13 protein-coding genes and 1 pseudogene are annotated in these 16,848 nt (G+C 70.7%); all 14 read left to right on the plus strand.

Annotated features, from left to right (window positions below; translation table 11 throughout):
- Position 1: 1 nt before the first annotated feature.
- A complete protein-coding gene (gene hisS / locus QMC84_RS15340; RefSeq protein WP_300376081.1) occupies positions 2-1,360 on the plus strand; it encodes a histidine--tRNA ligase in 1,359 nt (452 codons plus the stop codon).
- The gene (aspS, locus tag QMC84_RS15345; RefSeq protein WP_300376084.1) at positions 1,357-3,132 is read left to right on the plus strand and encodes an aspartate--tRNA ligase; all 1,776 of its coding nucleotides are present in this window, start codon (positions 1,357-1,359) and stop codon (positions 3,130-3,132) included. The genes hisS and aspS overlap by 4 nt, the downstream gene beginning before the upstream one ends.
- A gap of 163 nt (positions 3,133-3,295) precedes the next feature.
- Complete coding sequence (locus tag QMC84_RS15350) at positions 3,296-4,306, plus strand: ABC transporter permease (protein ID WP_300376087.1); 1,011 nt, start codon at positions 3,296-3,298, stop codon at positions 4,304-4,306.
- A gap of 88 nt (positions 4,307-4,394) precedes the next feature.
- The gene (locus QMC84_RS15355) at positions 4,395-6,152 is read left to right on the plus strand and encodes an ABC transporter substrate-binding protein (protein ID WP_300376089.1); all 1,758 of its coding nucleotides are present in this window, start codon (positions 4,395-4,397) and stop codon (positions 6,150-6,152) included.
- Between the two features lie 176 nt (positions 6,153-6,328).
- Positions 6,329-7,345 (plus strand): ABC transporter permease, encoded by a 1,017-nt coding sequence (locus QMC84_RS15360; RefSeq protein ID WP_300376091.1) that lies wholly within the window; start codon positions 6,329-6,331, stop codon positions 7,343-7,345.
- A gap of 10 nt (positions 7,346-7,355) precedes the next feature.
- A complete protein-coding gene (locus QMC84_RS15365; protein ID WP_300376093.1) occupies positions 7,356-8,399 on the plus strand; it encodes an ABC transporter ATP-binding protein in 1,044 nt (347 codons plus the stop codon).
- Positions 8,396-9,673 carry a dipeptide ABC transporter ATP-binding protein gene (locus tag QMC84_RS15370; protein ID WP_300376095.1) on the plus strand — a complete coding sequence of 426 codons (1,278 nt, stop codon included), beginning with the start codon at positions 8,396-8,398 and terminating at the stop codon, positions 9,671-9,673. The genes QMC84_RS15365 and QMC84_RS15370 overlap by 4 nt, the downstream gene beginning before the upstream one ends.
- A gap of 30 nt (positions 9,674-9,703) precedes the next feature.
- Positions 9,704-11,059 (plus strand): replication-associated recombination protein A, encoded by a 1,356-nt coding sequence (locus tag QMC84_RS15375; protein ID WP_300376097.1) that lies wholly within the window; start codon positions 9,704-9,706, stop codon positions 11,057-11,059.
- Between the two features lie 67 nt (positions 11,060-11,126).
- The gene (locus QMC84_RS15380) at positions 11,127-11,630 is read left to right on the plus strand and encodes a hypothetical protein (protein WP_300376099.1); all 504 of its coding nucleotides are present in this window, start codon (positions 11,127-11,129) and stop codon (positions 11,628-11,630) included.
- The gene (locus tag QMC84_RS15385) at positions 11,627-11,980 is read left to right on the plus strand and encodes a DUF6167 family protein (protein ID WP_300376101.1); all 354 of its coding nucleotides are present in this window, start codon (positions 11,627-11,629) and stop codon (positions 11,978-11,980) included. The genes QMC84_RS15380 and QMC84_RS15385 overlap by 4 nt, the downstream gene beginning before the upstream one ends.
- Positions 11,980-14,691: an alanine--tRNA ligase gene (gene alaS, locus QMC84_RS15390; protein ID WP_300376103.1), complete on the plus strand. Its 2,712-nt coding sequence runs from the start codon at positions 11,980-11,982 to the stop codon at positions 14,689-14,691. Before QMC84_RS15385 ends, alaS begins: the two co-directional genes overlap by 1 nt.
- Positions 14,692-14,704: 13 nt before the next feature.
- On the plus strand, positions 14,705-15,175 hold the full coding sequence (ruvX, locus tag QMC84_RS15395; protein WP_300376105.1) for a Holliday junction resolvase RuvX: 471 nt from the start codon (positions 14,705-14,707) through the stop codon (positions 15,173-15,175).
- A complete protein-coding gene (gene mltG, locus QMC84_RS15400) occupies positions 15,176-16,381 on the plus strand; it encodes an endolytic transglycosylase MltG (protein ID WP_300376107.1) in 1,206 nt (401 codons plus the stop codon).
- A gap of 7 nt (positions 16,382-16,388) precedes the next feature.
- Positions 16,389-16,848, plus strand: a pseudogene (locus tag QMC84_RS15405) (shikimate dehydrogenase); the annotation flags it as partial.

Genomic DNA, 16,848 nt, shown 5'->3' on the forward strand with positions numbered 1-16,848 from the left:
CATGGCCAAGCCCACCCCGCTCAGCGGGTTCCCCGAGCTGCTGCCCGAGCAGCGCTTCGTCGAGCAGCAGGTCGTCGACACGCTCCGGCGCACGTTCGAGCTCTACGGCTACGCGGGCATCGAGACCCGGGCCGTCGAGCCGCTGGACCAGCTGCTGCGCAAGGGCGACACCTCCAAGGAGGTCTACGTCCTCCGCCGGCTGCACGAGGAGTCGGCAGAGGGGCACTCCGGCATCGGGCTGCACTTCGACCTGACCGTGCCGTTCGCGCGCTACGTGCTCGAGAACGCCGGGAAGCTCGAGTTCCCGTTCCGCCGCTACCAGATCCAGAAGGCCTGGCGCGGTGAGCGGCCCCAGGAGGGCCGCTACCGCGAGTTCACCCAGGCCGACATCGACGTCATCGGCCGCGACGAGCTGCCGTTCCACCACGACGTCGAGGTCACGCGGGTGATGGTCGACGCACTGAACCGACTGGACTTCCTCCCGGCCTTCCGGCTGCAGGTCAACAACCGCAAGCTGATCCAGGGCTTCTACGCCGGCCTGGGCGTCACGGACACCGACGAGGCGATGCGGATCGTCGACAAGCTCGACAAGCTGCCGGTCGAGAAGGTGCGCGCGATGTTGGTCGCCGAGGCGGGCGTCGCCGAGACGACCGCCGACCGGGTGCTGTCGCTGGCGACGATCCGCGCCACGGACGACTCCTTCATCGCCGCCGTGCGGGCGCTCGGCGTCGAGCACCCGCTGCTCGACGAGGGTCTGGCCGAGCTCGGTCAGCTGGTCCGGGCGTGTGCCGACCTCGTCAGCGACCGGGTGCAGGTCGTCGCGGACCTGTCGATCGCGCGCGGCCTCGACTACTACACCGGCACGGTCTTCGAGACCCGGCTCGACGGCTACGAGTCGCTCGGATCGATCTGCTCCGGCGGCCGCTACGACGCGCTCGCGTCGGACGGCCGCACGACGTATCCGGGCGTCGGCATCTCGCTCGGCGTCAGCCGGGTGATCGTGCCGCTGATGGCGCACACCGGCCTGACGGCCGGCCGCAAGGTGCCGAGCGCAGTCGTGGTCGCGGTCGTCGCCGAGGAGTCGCGACCCGAGAGCGAGGCGGTCGCCGCCGCCCTGCGTGCGCGCGACATCCCCTGCGAGGTCGCGCCGAGCGCACAGAAGTTCGGCAAGCAGATCCGGTACGCCGAGCGCCGGGGCATCCCGTACGTCTGGTTCCCGGACCAGGCCCAGGTGAAGGACATCCGGTCGGGGGAGCAGCTGGCGGCCGACCCCGCCTCCTGGACCCCACCCGAGGCCGACCTGCGACCGCGGGTGGTCTCGACGAGCTCGACCAACCAAGCACAGGAGACGAATCAGTGATCCGTACCCAAGACGCCGGCGCGCTGACGCTGCCCGCGTACGTCGGCCAGACGGTCACCCTTGCGGGCTGGGTGGCCAGCCGGCGCGATCACGGCGGGGTCGCGTTCATCGACCTGCGTGACGCGTCCGGCGTCGTACAGGTCGTGATCCGCGACCCCGACGTGGCCCACCCCTTGCGCAGCGAGTTCTGCCTCAAGGTGACCGGCGAGGTGGTCGAGCGCACCGAGGGCAACGTCAACCCCAACCTGCCGACCGGCCGGTACGAGGTCGTCGCCAGCGACGTCGAGGTGCTCAGCGCCGCGGCACCGCTGCCGTTCCCGATCAGCGATCACGTCGACGTGGGGGAGGAGGCCCGGCTCAAGCACCGCTACCTCGACCTGCGCCGCTCGGGTCCCAACAACGCCCTCCGGCTGCGCAGCAAGGTGAACAAGGCGGCCCGAGACGTGCTCGACGGCCACGGCTTCGTCGAGATCGAGACACCGACGCTGACTCGGTCCACCCCCGAGGGCGCCCGCGACTTCCTGGTTCCCGCGCGGCTCCAGCCCGGCAGCTGGTACGCCCTGCCCCAGAGCCCCCAGCTGTTCAAGCAGCTGCTGATGGTGGCCGGCATGGAGCGCTACTACCAGATCGCGCGGTGCTACCGCGACGAGGACTTCCGCGCCGACCGCCAGCCCGAGTTCACCCAGCTCGACATCGAGATGAGCTTCGTCGAGCAGGACGACGTGCTCACGGTGGCCGAGGAGATCCTGGTGGCGCTCTGGAGGCTGGTCGGGCACGACGTTCCGGTCCCGCTGCCGCGGATGACGTACGCCGAGTCCATGGCGCGCTACGGCACCGACAAGCCGGACCTGCGGATGGGCCAGGAGCTGGTCGACTGCACCGCGTACTTCGCCGACACCCCGTTCCGCGTCTTCCAGGCCGACTACGTGGGTGCGGTGGTGATGCCCGGGGGAGCCGGCCAGCCGCGAAAGCAGTTGGACGCCTGGCAGGAGTGGGCCAAACAGCGCGGCGCCAAGGGCCTGGCCTACGTGCTGGTGCAGGACGACGGCGAGCTCACCGGCCCGGTGTCGAAGAACATCACGGATGAGGAGAAGGCCGGGCTGGCCGGGCACACCGGCGCGAAGCCCGGGGACTGCATCTTCTTCGCCGCCGGGCCCGCGAAGTCGAGCCGGGCGCTGCTCGGCGCCGCCCGCCTCGAGATCGGCCGGCGGTGCGGGCTGATCGACGAGGACGCCTGGAGCTTCCTGTGGGTGGTCGACGCGCCGCTGTTCGAGCCGACGGCCGACGCGACGGCGTCCGGGGACGTCGCGCTGGGCTACAGCGCCTGGACGGCGGTGCATCACGCGTTCACGTCGCCACAGGACCTCGACGGCTTCGACGCCGACCCCGGCAGCGCGCTGGCGTGGGCCTACGACATCGTCTGCAACGGCAACGAGATCGGCGGCGGGTCGATCCGTATCCACCGCGAGGACGTCCAGAAGCGGGTCTTCGCGATCATGGGGATCGACGAGACCGAGGCGGAGGAGAAGTTCGGGTTCCTCCTCGAGGCGTTCAAGTACGGCGCCCCTCCGCACGGCGGCATCGCGTTCGGATGGGACCGGATCGTGGCGCTGCTCGCCGGCACCGAGTCGATCCGTGACGTGATCGCATTCCCCAAGTCCGGAGGCGGCTTCGACCCGCTCACCGCAGCTCCTGCTCCGATCACGCCGGAGCAGCGCAAGGAGGCGGGCGTGGATGCCCTACCACAGAAGGACATCCCGGCGAACAGCTGATCCGACGGACGTGGAGGCTAACGTCCCGAGACCAGATCGTTACACGCAGTAGACCCATTGATGTGCTGGCGTCACATAGAGTCGCACCGGTCGCCGGCCCCCCGGCGCCCGTGATCCGGGCGCAGGAACCGACGGACAGCACACCCGACAAGACAGAGGTGACATGACTGTTCAGGCCTCCAACCTGGAGAGCGAACACCTGCCCGATCCCGCAGGTCCCCCCGAGCGTGAGACCAAGAAGATCGCCGGCAAGTCCCCGACGAAGCTGGCGATGGACCGGTTCCGCCGCGACAAGCTGTCCATGGTGTCGTTCACCGTCGTGGCCGTGTACATCGTGATCGGCGTGTCGGCGCCGTTCCTGGTGAAGTTCGGCGTGCTCGACCCGTTCACCTTCCACCAGGACCTGCTGAATCCCGACACCCTGCCCAAGGGCCAGCTCGGCGGCGTGAGCTGGGACCACCCGCTCGGCGTCGAGCCCGGGACCGGGCGCGACGTGCTGTCTCGGCTGATCTACGGCGTCACGTTCTCGCTGACGATCGCACTCTCGGCGACGGTCGTCGCGATCGCGATCGGCACCGTGCTCGGCATCATCTCGGGCTTCAGCGGCGGCTGGGTGGACGCGATCATCGGCCGCGCGGTCGACCTGACCCTGTCCTTCCCGCAGACGCTGATGCTGCTGGCGCTCTCGGGCATGGGCGTCGCGCTGGTCGCCGACTTCCTGCCCGGCAGCGAGGCCGACGACCTGCCCAACGGCTTCTACGTCGTGCTCGTGCTCGGCCTGTTCGGCTGGCCCGGCATCGCCCGCATCATGCGCGGCCAGGTGCTCACGGTGCGCCAGCGGGAGTTCGTGGACGCCGCGGTGCTGATCGGGGCGTCGCGCCGCCGGATCTACTTCAAGGAGATCCTGCCGAACCTGTGGGCGCCGCTGCTGGTCACGTTCACGCTGACCATGCCGGCCTACATCTCGGCCGAGGCGGCGCTGAGCTACCTGAGCGTCGGGATCCATCCACCGACACCGACACTCGGCAACATCCTGCGCGGGTCGATCAACTACTCGATCGGCGACTTCATGTTCTTCTTCGCACCCGCCTTCGCGATCATGGTGATCGTCGTGAGCTTCAACCTGCTCGGCGACGGCATCCGCGACGCGCTCGACCCGAAGTCGGCGCAGTGAGCCCCGACCTCGGCCCCCAGTCTTCGGCGGCACGGAGCCGCCGAATGTGCCGCCGCTCCAGGCGCGACACACACCCAAGGAGAAGTTAATGGTCAAGTATCGAAAGCGGTTGCTCGCAGCCACCGCTGCGATCGCGATGGCGGCCAGTCTCGCCGCTTGCGGTGGCGGCTCGGACGGCGAGAACCCCGCGAGCGGCTCGAGCAACGAGCCAGGCGCCGAGGGCACGGCCGGCGGCACGCTCTACTACTACATCTACGCGCCGTACGAGCACGTCGACCCGCAGCGCACCTATGTCGGTGTGGAGCTGACGAACTTCCGCCGGACGATCTACCGCAGCCTGGTGGCGTTCCCGATCTCGACCGACGCCGAGACCGCCAACACCCCGGTCCCCGACCTCGCCACCGACACCGGCACCGACGCGGACGGCGGCAAGACCTGGTCGTACACGATCAAGGACGGCGTCAAGTGGGAGGACGGCCAGCCGATCACGTGTGAGGACTTCAAGTACGGCGCGTCCCGCGTGTTCGCGACCGACGTCATCACCGGCGGTCCGAACTACCTGCTGAGCTACCTCGACGTCCCCACCGACAAGTCGACCGGGCTGCCGATCTACACCGGCCCCTACAACTCGACCCCTGAGGGCCAGGCCGCCTTCGACAAGGCGATCACCTGCGACGGCAACACGATCACCTACCACTTCAACAAGCCGTGGCCCGACTTCCCGCTCGCGGTCGCCGGTCTGTCGATGATGGACCCGTACCGCCAGGACAAGGACCAGGGCGCGAAGTCGAACTACCAGATGTTCTCGAACGGTCCTTACCGCATCGAGGGCAGCACCTGGAACAAGAACAAGGGTGCGACGTTCGTCCGCAACGAGAACTACGACGCCTCGACCGACTCCACCGACATCCGGATGGCGCTGCCGGACCAGATCGAGTTCAACGTGGGTCAGACCACCGAGACGATCTACGACCAGCTGATCCAGGACTCCGGTGACGCCCAGTACGCCGTGACCAGCCAGCGCGTCCCGCCGGCCTACTACTCGCAGATCGTGGGCGACGTGGAGAGCCGCTCGGTGCTCGTGGCCTCGCCGTACGTCGACTACCTGGTGCCGAACTTCCGGGTGCTCGACAACCCGGCGGTCCGCGAGGCCCTCAAGGTCTCGACGAACACGACCGCGTGGATCAACGCGGGCGGTGGCGAGAAGGCGTACGCCCCGGCCGAGTCGATCGTGAACCCGGCCGTGGTCGGCTACCAGGACAACCCGGCCTTCTCCGGTCCCCAGGAGGGTGACCCCGCGGCTGCGAAGCAGATCCTCGAGGACGCCGGCGTCCAGATGCCGTACCCCCTCAAGTTCACCTACCCGAGCTCGGAGACCGCCGACAAGCAGGCCGCGGCGCTCAAGGAGACCTGGGACAAGGCGGGCTTCGACGTGACCCTCGACGGTCTCGGTGACACCTACTACGACGTCGTGCAGCAGCCCGACAAGGACAGCAGCGTCATGTGGGCCGGCTGGGGCTCCGACTGGCCGTCGGCCATCACCGTCACCCCGCCGCTCTTCGACAGCCGCCCGAACCTGACCGCGAACAGCGACGGCCAGGACTACGGCGCCTACAAGAGCGACAAGTTCAACGCACTGGTCGACCAGGCCGCGAACGCCGCCACGCTGGACGAGCAGACCGCCGCCCTGCAGGAGGCCGACAAGGTCCTCGGCGAGGACGTCGCCTACATCCCGCTGGAGATCGCGCAGTTCTTCTTCCTCCACGGGTCGAAGGTCACCGGCTACACGAACACCCCCGCCTCCTCCATGTACCCGGACCTCGGTCCGATCGGCGTGGAGCAGTGACGGTCGTTCGTCACCGGTAACACCCAGTAACACCCGCGTCGGGTGGCCGCCCAGCGGCCACCCGACGCGTGGGGGTGAGGGCCTCGTCGAGGGGCCCTCACCCTCACCGCCGTCCAGGGGTGCGATGCTGAGACCCAGCACGTCCCCACCGACACGACCCGAGGTGGTCCCTCCCGATGTTCGCGTACATCGTCCGCCGGCTCTTCATCGGCGTGATCCTGCTGATCGTGATGAGCCTCGTGACGTTCATCCTGTTCTTCGCCTCGCCGGTCGACCCGGCGCGGTTCGCCTGCGGCAAGAACTGCTCGCTGGCCCAGATCGAGCAGACCCGCAAGGCCCTGGGCTACGACGACGGCCCGCTGACCCAGTGGACGAACTTCCTCGAGGGCGTCGTCGTCGGGCGCGACTACCCCGACGACCCGGAGCTTCGGAAGAACGCTCCCGAGCTGATCGCGGACTGCGCGGCGCCGTGCCTGGGCTACTCGCGGGTCAACCAGGTGACGGTCGCCTCTGAGATCAAGGAGGCGTTCCCGGTCTCGCTGTCGCTGGCCATCCTGGCGTTCATCATGTGGATCGCCGGTGGCATCCTCTTCGGGGTGATAGCGGCGGTCACCAAGGGCACCGTGATAGACCGCGGGATCGTCGCGTTCTCGCTGGTGTTCTACGCCTTCCCGACCTTCTTCATCGGCTTGTTCCTACTGAAGTTCATCGCGATCAAGTGGGGGCTGGTCGACGTGCCCAGCTACGTGTCGATCGGCGAGGGAGGCGTGGGCACCTGGCTGAGCAACTTGTTCCTGCCCGCACTGACCCTCGCGCTGTTCTTCATGGCCGGCTACGTCCGGATGACACGCGCGTTCGTCCTGGAGTCGATGAGCGAGGACTACATCCGGACGGCGCGGGCCAAGGGCCTCAAGCGCGGCCGGGTGCTGTACAAGCACACGATGCGTGCGGCACTGACCCCACTCGTCACGATGGCGGGCCTGGACTTCGCCGGCCTGATGGGCGGCGCGATCATCACCGAGTCGGTGTTCAACTTCAACGGGCTCGGTAAGTTGGTCGTCGACGCGAACAACACCTACGACCTGCCAACGTTGATCGGACTGGTGCTGCTGCTCGGGGCGTTCGTGATCATCGCCAACATCATCGTCGACGTGCTGTACGCCGTCATCGACCCGCGCGTCCGCGTCGGCTGAGGGGATCAACGTGAGCTTTCTTTCCGTCCGCGACCTCCGGGTGCACTTCCCGACGGTCGACGGCATCGTCAAGGCGACCGACGGCCTGTCCTTCGACCTCGAGAAGGGCAAGACCCTCGGGATCGTGGGGGAGTCCGGGTCCGGCAAGTCCGTGTCGACCTCGGCCATCCTCGGCCTGCATCGGCACACCAACGCGGTCGTCAGCGGCGAGATCCTGCTCGACGGGGTCGACCTGCTGAAGATCAGCGACGAGGACATGCGCCGGCGGCGCGGCCGCGACATCGCGATGATCTTCCAGGACCCGCTGTCGTCGATGCATCCCTACTACCGCGTCGGCAACCAGATCGCGGAGGCCTACCGGGTCCACCACGACGTCAGCAGGAAGGCCGCCCGGGCCCGAGCGATCGAGATGCTCGACCGGGTCGGCATCCCCCAGCCGGACCGCCGGGTCGACGACTACCCGCACCAGTTCTCCGGGGGCATGCGGCAGCGCGCGATGATCGCGATGGCGCTGATCAACAACCCGAGCCTGCTGATCGCCGACGAGCCGACGACCGCGCTCGACGTCACCGTGCAGGCGCAGATCCTGGACCTGCTCCAGGACCTCCAGCGCGACTTCGACGCCGCGGTCATGATCATCACCCACGATCTCGGCGTGGTCGCGGAGATGGCCCACGACGTGCTGGTGATGTACGGCGGCCGCTGCGTCGAGTACGGCTCGACCAAGGAGATCCTGACCCACCCGGAGATGCCCTACACCTGGGGGCTGCTCTCCAGCATCCCCGAGGTCGACGCCGACCCCGAGGCGAAGCTGGTGCCGATCCCCGGCAACCCGCCGAGCCTGCTGAGCCCCCCGTCCGGCTGTCATTTCCACCCACGGTGCGCCTACCGCGAGCGGGTGCCCGGCGACCTGTGCCGGACGGTCACCCCGGAGCTCACGCCGGGCAGCCGGGGCGACGGACACCTCAAGCGGTGCCACCTGGCCAACCCGGAGATCGTGTACGAACAAGAGGTCCTGCCGCAGATCGCGCCGGACCTGGTGGAGGAGCGATGAGCGACCAGCAGCTGCCGACCAGCGTCGGCATGCCGGGTGACAACCCGAAGGGCCGCGGCGAGGACGGGCCCACGGAGTCGACGCAGTACATCGAGACCGAGCGCCCGCACGGCGCGGTGCGCGCGCACTTCGACGCCGAGCCGATCCTCGAGGTCCGCGACCTGCGGATGTACTTCCCGGTCCGCTCGGCCGGCATCATCCGGCGCACGATCGGCCACGTGCAGGCGGTGGACGGGATCTCCTTCCAGCTGCCCAGGGGCGGGTCCCTCGGACTCGTCGGCGAGTCCGGGTGCGGCAAGTCCACCACCGGCCGGATGATCACGCGGCTCTACGAGCCGACCGCCGGCGCCATCGAGTTCGAGGGCCGCGACATCGCGAAGACCTCGGCGCGTGGCCTCAAGCCGCTGCGGCGCGAGGTCCAGATGATCTTCCAGGACCCGTACACCTCGCTGAACCCGCGGCACACGGTGGGGTCGATCGTCGGCGCGCCGCTCGCGATCCACAACGTGGTGCCGAAGAACAAGATCATCCCGCGCGTGCAGGAGCTCCTGGAGATCGTCGGCCTGAACCCCGAGCACTACAACCGCTACCCTCACGAGTTCTCCGGCGGCCAGCGCCAGCGCATCGGCATCGCCCGAGCGCTCACGCTCCACCCGAAGCTGCTGGTGGCGGACGAGCCGGTCTCCGCGCTCGACGTCTCGATCCAGGCGCAGGTGATCAACCTGCTGCAGGAGGTGCAGGCGGAGTTCGACATCGCGTTCCTGTTCATCGCCCACGACCTCGCGGTCGTCCGGCACTTCTGCCCCGAGGTAGCGGTGATGTACCTCGGCAAGATCGTCGAGATCGCCGACCGGGACTCGCTCTACAACCACCCGAACCACCCCTACACCCAGGCGCTGCTCTCGGCGGTGCCCGACGTGAGGCAGGCCGCGATCGGTGGTCGGCGCGAGCGGATCCGGCTCGAGGGCGACGTGCCCAGCCCGATCAACCCGCCGTCCGGCTGCCGGTTCCGCACCCGCTGCGCGATCGCCCAGGAGATCTGCGCCCGGGTCGAGCCGCCGCTGCTCCAGATCGGCAAGCGCCACAAGGTCGCCTGCCACTTCGCGGGCGAGCTCGGCCACCACCCCGACCGGCCGGTCACCGCGCCGCTGCTCGGGGTCGACGACACCGGCACCCCCGACCCGGGCGCGAGCCCGAGCATCGAGGTCGGCAACGACCCCGGGTACGCCGACACGTGGTTCGACCTCGAGCGCAAGACGATGGCCTCCGCCTGACCCGTTGGGTCCGGGCCCTAGCCTGAGCGGGTGGACGAGGGACTCTTCGCGGCGCCCGGTACCGGTGCCCGCACCGGCGGCGGCTCGCTGACGACGAACACCCATGCGTCGGCACCGCTGGCGGTGCGGATGCGGCCGCGCACGCTCGACGAGCTGGTCGGGCAGGCGCAGCTGCGTGCCGCGGGGTCGCCGCTGCGTCGCCTCGTCGAGGGCGACCAGGCGATGTCGCTGCTGCTGTGGGGTCCACCGGGCACCGGCAAGACGACGATCGCGGCGATCGTGAGCCAGCAGACCGACCGCAGGTTCGTCGAGGTCTCGGCGGTCTCGGCCGGGGTCAAGGAGGTGCGGGCCGCGATCGACGCGGCGCGCGCCGAGCTCGCCGGCGGGGGCCGGGAGACCGTGCTGTTCGTCGACGAGGTGCACCGGTTCAGCAAGGCCCAGCAGGACGCGCTCCTGCCGGGCGTCGAGAACCGGTGGGTGACGCTGATCGCGGCCACGACGGAGAACCCGTTCTTCAGCGTGATCTCGCCACTGCTCTCCAGGAGCCTGCTGCTGCGCCTGGAGTCGCTGGACGACGACGACGTCCGCGCCGTCCTCGACCGGGCCATCGTCGACGAGCGCGGCCTGGGCGGGGCCGTCGCCGTGGCCGACGACGCCCTGGACCACCTGGTCCGGCTCGCCGGCGGGGACGCGCGTCGCTCGCTCACCTATCTCGAGGCGGCGGCCGGCGCGGCTCTCGCGCAGGGACTCGAGACCGTGGACCTGGAGACCGCAGAGACCGCCGTGGACCGGGCCGCCGTGCGCTACGACCGCCAGGGCGACCAGCACTACGACGTCGTCAGTGCCTTCATCAAGTCGGTCCGTGGCTCCGACGTCGACGCGGCCCTGCACTACCTGGCCCGGATGATCGAGGCGGGGGAGGACCCCCGGTTCATCGCGCGGCGCCTGATGATCCTCGCCTCGGAGGACGTCGGGCTCGCCGATCCCACGGCCCTCACGACCGCCGTCGCGGCGGCGCAGACCGTGCAGCTGATCGGGATGCCCGAGGCCCAGCTCACGCTCGCGCACGCGACCATCGCTCTCGCGGTCGCGCCGAAGTCGAACGCCGTGACCACCGCGATCGGGGCAGCGCTCGCCGACGTCCGCGCCGGGAAGATCGGCCAGGTGCCGGCGCATCTGCGCGACGCGCACTACTCCGGGGCCAAGAAGCTCGGCCACGGCGCGAGGTACAAGTACAGCCACGACGAGCCGTTCGGCATCGCCGAGCAGCAGTACGCGCCCGACGTGGTCGCCGACGCCGAGTACTACAAGCCCACCTCGCTGGGCGCCGAGGCCGCGATCAAGGAGCGCTGGGAGCGCGTCCGCCGGCTGATCCGGGGCACGTAGCGGCGGCGGTCGGGGGGCCAGGGCGCGCTAGCGCCTGAGCCTCGGGGCCACCACCGCGATAGGGTCGATGACCATGCAGGACTGGATGCTCCCCGCCGTGGCCGTGGCGCTCGCGCTGCTGGCCGTGGGGCTCGCCGGCGCCCTGCACCGGTCCCGTGCCCGGACCGACGACGCCCTCGCGGTCGCACGCGCGGAGAGTGCCGCGCTGCGGGCCCAGCTCGACGCACTGGAGCAGCGGCTCGCCCGCCCGGCGCCCCTCGCCGTGGACGAGTCCGAGTACGTGATCACCCACCTCGGCGAGGAAGAGCCGGGGGCGGAGCCGGCGCGCATCGAGACCGCACTGTTCGCCGATCTGGTGCTCCGGGAGTCCGTGGTCAAGGTGGCGGCGCTGGCGCACGGCCTGCGCCGGGCCCTCGACCCGGAGACCCGCAACCGGATCCGTTTCGAGATGAGGCGTGAGGTGCGGCGCGCCCGCAAGCAGCGCCGCGCCGACGCCCGCCAGGCCCGCCGCGAGTGGGAGGCGCGCCGGCGCGCGGCCGGGGACGTCGACGACGAGGACAACGCCGCATGAGGCGCGGGCTCTGGTTCGTCGCCGGGGCCGGGACCGCCGCCTACGTGATGGTGCGCGGTCGCCGTGCCGCCGAGGCGCTCACCGTCGACGGCCTCCAGGACCGCCTGGGCGCCCTCTCGGTGGGGTTCCGGATGTTCCGCGACGAGGTCGCCCAGGGACGCGCCGACAAGGAATCGGAGTTGCGTGAACGCCTCGGCCTGGTGCCTCATGGGACACCGGAGCTGGAGGGCGGCCGGCACCGGGCCGTCGCGTCCACGACCCCGCCCACGACCCCGACCATGACCCCGACCATGACCCCGACCATGACCCCGCCCATGACCCCGCCCATGACAGAGGAAGGCACCACCTGATGGACACCGCGGAGATTCGCCGACGGTTCGTGGCTCACTTCGAGCACAACACCACCGTCGGGGCGCACACCCCGGTGCCGTCCGCCTCGCTGCTGCTCGACGACCCGAACCTGCTGTTCGTCAACGCCGGGATGGTGCCGTTCAAGCCGTACTTCCTCGGTCAGGAGGCCCCGCCGTACCCCCGGGCGACCAGCGTGCAGAAGTGCGTGCGCACGCCCGACATCGAGGACGTCGGCAAGACCACCCGACACGGCACGTTCTTCGAGATGTGCGGCAACTTCTCCTTCGGCGACTACTTCAAGGAGGGCGCCATCGAGCTCGCCTGGGACCTGGTCACCAAGCCGCTCGCCGACGGCGGGTGGGGGCTCGACGAGGCGCACCTGTACCCCTCGATCCTGGACGGTGACGACGAGGCGCTGGCGCTATGGCGCAAGGTCACGGGGCTGCCCGAGCAGCGGATCCTGCGGCTCGGCCGCAGGGAGAACTACTGGTCGATGGGCGTTCCCGGTCCCGGCGGCCCGTGCTCGGAGATCCTCTACGACCGCGGGGCGGCGTACGGGCCCGACTTCGACCCGGCGACGCTCGGCCCCGACATGCCCGTCGCGCTCGAGGACCGGCTCCTCGAGATCTGGAACCTCGTCTTCATGCAGGACGAGCTCAGCGCGGTGCGGTCGAAGGAGGACTTCGACATCGCGGGCTCGCTGCCGAAGAAGAACATCGACACCGGCATGGGCCTGGAGCGGGTCGCGTTCCTGCTCCAGGGCAAGGCCAACATGTACGAGATCGACGTGATGTTCCCGGTGATCCAGAAGGCCGAGGAGCTGACCGGGCGCCGCTACGGCGCCGACCATGAGGACGACGTGCGGTTCCGCGTGGTCGCCGACCACGTCCGCAGCTCGATGATGCTGATCGGCGACGGCGTCACCCCCGGCAACGAGGCCCGCGGCTACGTGCTGCGGCGACTCCTGCGCCGGGCGGTCCGCTCGATGCGGCTGCTCGGCTACGAGGACCCGGCGCTGCCCGAGCTGTTCCCGATCAGCCGGGACCGGATGGGCGAGACCTACACCGCGCTGCACCACGACTGGGAGCGGATCTCCACGGTCGCGTACGCCGAGGAGCACGCGTTCCGCCAGACGCTGCGCGCCGGCACCACGATCTTCGACCAGGCCACCGCCGAGCTGAAGAGGGCGGGTGGCAGCCGGCTCTCCGGCGACAAGGCGTTCGCGCTGCACGACACCTACGGCTTCCCGATCGACCTCACGCTCGAGATGGCCGGCGAGCAGGGCCTCGCGGTCGACGAGGCCGGCTTCCGCCGGCTGATGAACGAGCAGCGGCAGCGCGCCAAGGACGACGCGAAGGCGAAGAAGGGCCAGCACCGCGACGCCTCGGCGTACCGCCAGGTCGCCGACACCCTGGGCCGCCCGGTGGAGTTCACCGGCTACGACGTGGTCACCGACGAGGCGTCGGTGCGGGGCCTGGTGTCCGCCGGGGGCGTCGTGTCGTCGGCGGGACCCGGCGACCAGGTCGAGGTCGTCCTCGACCGCACCCCGTTCTACGCCGAGGGCGGCGGTCAGCTCGCCGACCAAGGGGTCATCGAGCTCGAGAACGGGGCCCGGCTCGAGGTCCACGACGTGCAGTCCCCGGTCACCGGGCTGGTCGTGCACCACGCCACGGTGCTCGCCGGCGAGGTCACCACCGGGCTGGGCGCGCACGCCCTCGTCGACGTGGAGCGCCGGCGGTCGATCTCCCGGTCCCACACCGCGACCCACATGGTGCACAAGGCCTTCCGCGAGGCGCTCGGCGAGACCGCGACCCAGGCGGGCTCGGAGAACTCACCGGGCCGGTTCCGGTTCGACTTCTCCGCCGTCGGCGCGGTGCCGGAGTCGGTCATGTCCGACGTCGAGGCGCGTGTCAACGACGTCGTGCTCGACGACCTCGCGGTGCACGCGGAGGTGATGAGCCAGGCCGACGCGGTGAAGTCCGGGGCGATGGCGCTGTTCGGGGAGAAGTACGGCGATCGGGTCCGCGTGGTCTCCGTCGGCGACTGGGCGCGCGAGCTGTGCGGCGGCACCCACGCCGGCAGCTCGGGCAAGCTCGGCGTGATCAAGCTGCTCGGCGAGTCGTCCATCGGCTCCGGCGTCCGTCGGGTGGAGGCCCTGGTCGGCAGCGACGCCTACCGGTTCCTGGCCCGCGAGCACCTGCTCGTCGCCCAGCTCTCCGACACGCTGAAGGTCCGGCCCGAGCAGCTCCCCGAGCGCGTCCACGACCTGGTCGAGAGGCTCCGGGGCGCGGAGAAGGAGATCGAGAAGGTGCGGGTCGCCCAGCTGCTCGCCGCGGCCGGCGAGCTCGCCGCGGGCGCCGCGAAGGTCGGCCCGGTCAACGTCGTCGCCCACCGGGCCGACGGCGCGGGCGGCGGCGACGTCCGCGCCCTGGCGCTCGACGTCCGGGGCCGGCTCCCGCAGGGCGAGCCCGGCGTGGTCGTGGTGATCGGCGCCGCCGACGGCAAGGTGGCGGTGGTCGCCGCGCTCAACGACGAGGCGCGCGCCCGCGGGCTCAGCGCCAACGAGCTGGTCCGGGCCGTCGGGCCCCTCGTCGGCGGCAAGGGCGGCGGCAAGGACGACCTCGCGCAGGGCGGCGGCACCGACGCGTCCCGCATCGACGAGGCGGTCGCGCTGGTGACCTCCGAGGTCGGGCGGGTGGCTGCCGGCTGAGGCCGGTGTCGCGATGAGGCCCGGTGTACGGATCGGCATCGACCCCGGCGACGCGCGCATCGGCGTCGCCCGCAGCGACCCCTCGGGCTTCCTCGCCACCCCCGTGGAGACGGTGCGCCGTGGCAAGGGCGACCTCGCGCGGATCGGGCGGATCCTCGCCGGCGAGGAGGCGGACGGGTCGACCGTCGTCGAGGTGGTCGTCGGCCTGCCGCGGTCGCTGTCGGGGGGCGAGGGGCCGGCCGCGGCCAAGGTGCGGGAGTTCGCCGGGCGGCTCGCGGCCCGGGTCGCGCCCGTGCCGGTGCGCCTGGTCGACGAGCGCATGACCACCGTGTCCGCGGAGGCTATGCTGCGCGACCAGGGCCGCACGGGGGGCAGGCGGCGGGCCGTCGTCGACCAAGTAGCAGCCGTCCTGATCCTGCAGCACGCACTGGACACCGAGCGCGCGACCGGGGCCGCGCCGGGCGAGATCGTCGAGGAGACCTAGATGAGCGACGGGCACGACGCCGAGTACGACGACGCCCCGGACGACGCCCCGGACGACGACGGACTGCTCGGCGTCCAGGACCCGGCGTACGACGCCGGCCGGCGACGTGGCCGGAGGCGACGCAGCCTGCCGGGCTGCCTCGCCGTCCTCATCGCGCTCGCGATCATCGTGGGCGGCTTCTACGTCGTGGTCACCTGGGGCATCGACAAGGTGCGCGACCAGTTCGACTCCGCGGAGGACTACCCGGGACCGGGCCGCGGCAACGTCACCTACCAGGTGGTGAGTGGCGCCACCGCCGGGAGCATCGGGCGCGACCTCAAGGCCGCGGGCGTCGTCGCCTCCGTCGACGCGTTCATCGAGGCCGCCAACGCCAGCCCGGACTGGTCGGACCTCCAGGCCGGCTACTTCGCCCTGAAGAAGGAGATGGCGGCCGCGGACGCGGTCGAGGTCCTCGTCGACCCCGGCAACATGGTGAAGGACACCGTGACGGTCCCGGAGGGCCTCCGGGTGGTCGACATCGTCGACATCCTCGCGAAGAAGACCGAGTACAAGAAGGCCGACTTCGAGAAGGTCCTCGACAATCCCGGCGACCTCGGGCTGCCGTCGTACGCCGAGGGGAACCCGGAGGGCTACCTGTTCCCCGCGACCTACGACTTCGGCCCGGACGCGACCCCGAAGTCGATGCTCACCGCCATGGTGACGCGCTGGCACCAGGCCGCCGAGGACGCCGACCTGGAGGCCGCGGCCGCCGAGCTGGGCTACACGCCCGCCGAGCTGATGACGATCGCGAGCCTGGTGCAGGCCGAGGGCCGTGGCGACGACATGCCCAAGATCGCCCGGGTGATCTACAACCGGGTCGAGAACCCCGACAACGGGGTCACGAACGGCCTGCTGCAGGTGGACGCCTCGGTCAACTACGCGCTCCAGCGCTCGACCATCGCGGTCCTGACCCAGGCCGAGATCGACTCGGTCGCGGACTCGCCGTACAACACCTACACGCAGGTCGGGCTGCCGCCGACGCCGATCGAGGCGCCCGGTGACGACGCGATCGAGGCCGCCGCGCACCCCGCCGACGGAAGCTGGCTGTTCTACGTCACGGTCAACCTGCGCACCGGCGAGACCAAGTTCACCGACGACTACCAGGAGTTCCTGGGCTTCAAGCAGGAGCTGCAGGAGTACTGCGCCACCCAGTCCGACCGGTGCTGAGCCGCGGATGCGCTGCGCCGTCCTGGGCGACCCGATCGCCCACTCGCTCTCGCCGGCCCTGCACCGGGCCGGGTACGCCGCGCTCGGGCTCGACTGGAGCTACGACGCCGTGCGGGTGCCGGAGGACGGCCTCGACCGCTTCCTGGCCGGGCTCGGCCCGGAGTGGCGCGGACTGTCGCTGACCATGCCGCTCAAGCGGCGGGCGCTCGCGATCGCGCCGGGCGTCACCGACCGGGCGCGGCTGGCCGGCGGCGTCAACACCCTCGTCCTCGAGGGCGGTGCGGTGGTGCTGGCCGACAACACCGACCTGCCCGGGGCGGTGGCCGCGGTGCGCGAGCGGTACGACGGGCCGGTCACCTGCGGGACGGTCCTCGGCGGCGGCGCGACGGCGGCCGCCACGGGCCTCGCGCTGGTCGAGCTCGGCGCCCGGGGGTGCGCGCGAGCAGGCGCACCCGCCAGATCGGAAG

This window comes from Nocardioides sp., assembly GCF_030019515.1.
Classification (GTDB): domain Bacteria; phylum Actinomycetota; class Actinomycetes; order Propionibacteriales; family Nocardioidaceae; genus Nocardioides.

Coding starts and splice junctions, on each gene's coding strand:
- QMC84_RS15370 (WP_300376095.1), top strand. CDS start 8,396: ATGAGCGACCAGCAGCTGCCGACCAGCGTCGGCATGCCGGGTGACAAC.
- QMC84_RS15350 (WP_300376087.1), top strand. CDS start 3,296: ATGACTGTTCAGGCCTCCAACCTGGAGAGCGAACACCTGCCCGATCCC.
- QMC84_RS15360 (WP_300376091.1), top strand. CDS start 6,329: ATGTTCGCGTACATCGTCCGCCGGCTCTTCATCGGCGTGATCCTGCTG.
- hisS (WP_300376081.1), top strand. CDS start 2: ATGGCCAAGCCCACCCCGCTCAGCGGGTTCCCCGAGCTGCTGCCCGAG.
- QMC84_RS15385 (WP_300376101.1), top strand. CDS start 11,627: ATGAGGCGCGGGCTCTGGTTCGTCGCCGGGGCCGGGACCGCCGCCTAC.
- QMC84_RS15355 (WP_300376089.1), top strand. CDS start 4,395: ATGGTCAAGTATCGAAAGCGGTTGCTCGCAGCCACCGCTGCGATCGCG.
- mltG (WP_300376107.1), top strand. CDS start 15,176: ATGAGCGACGGGCACGACGCCGAGTACGACGACGCCCCGGACGACGCC.
- QMC84_RS15380 (WP_300376099.1), top strand. CDS start 11,127: ATGACCATGCAGGACTGGATGCTCCCCGCCGTGGCCGTGGCGCTCGCG.
- ruvX (WP_300376105.1), top strand. CDS start 14,705: ATGAGGCCCGGTGTACGGATCGGCATCGACCCCGGCGACGCGCGCATC.
- alaS (WP_300376103.1), top strand. CDS start 11,980: ATGGACACCGCGGAGATTCGCCGACGGTTCGTGGCTCACTTCGAGCAC.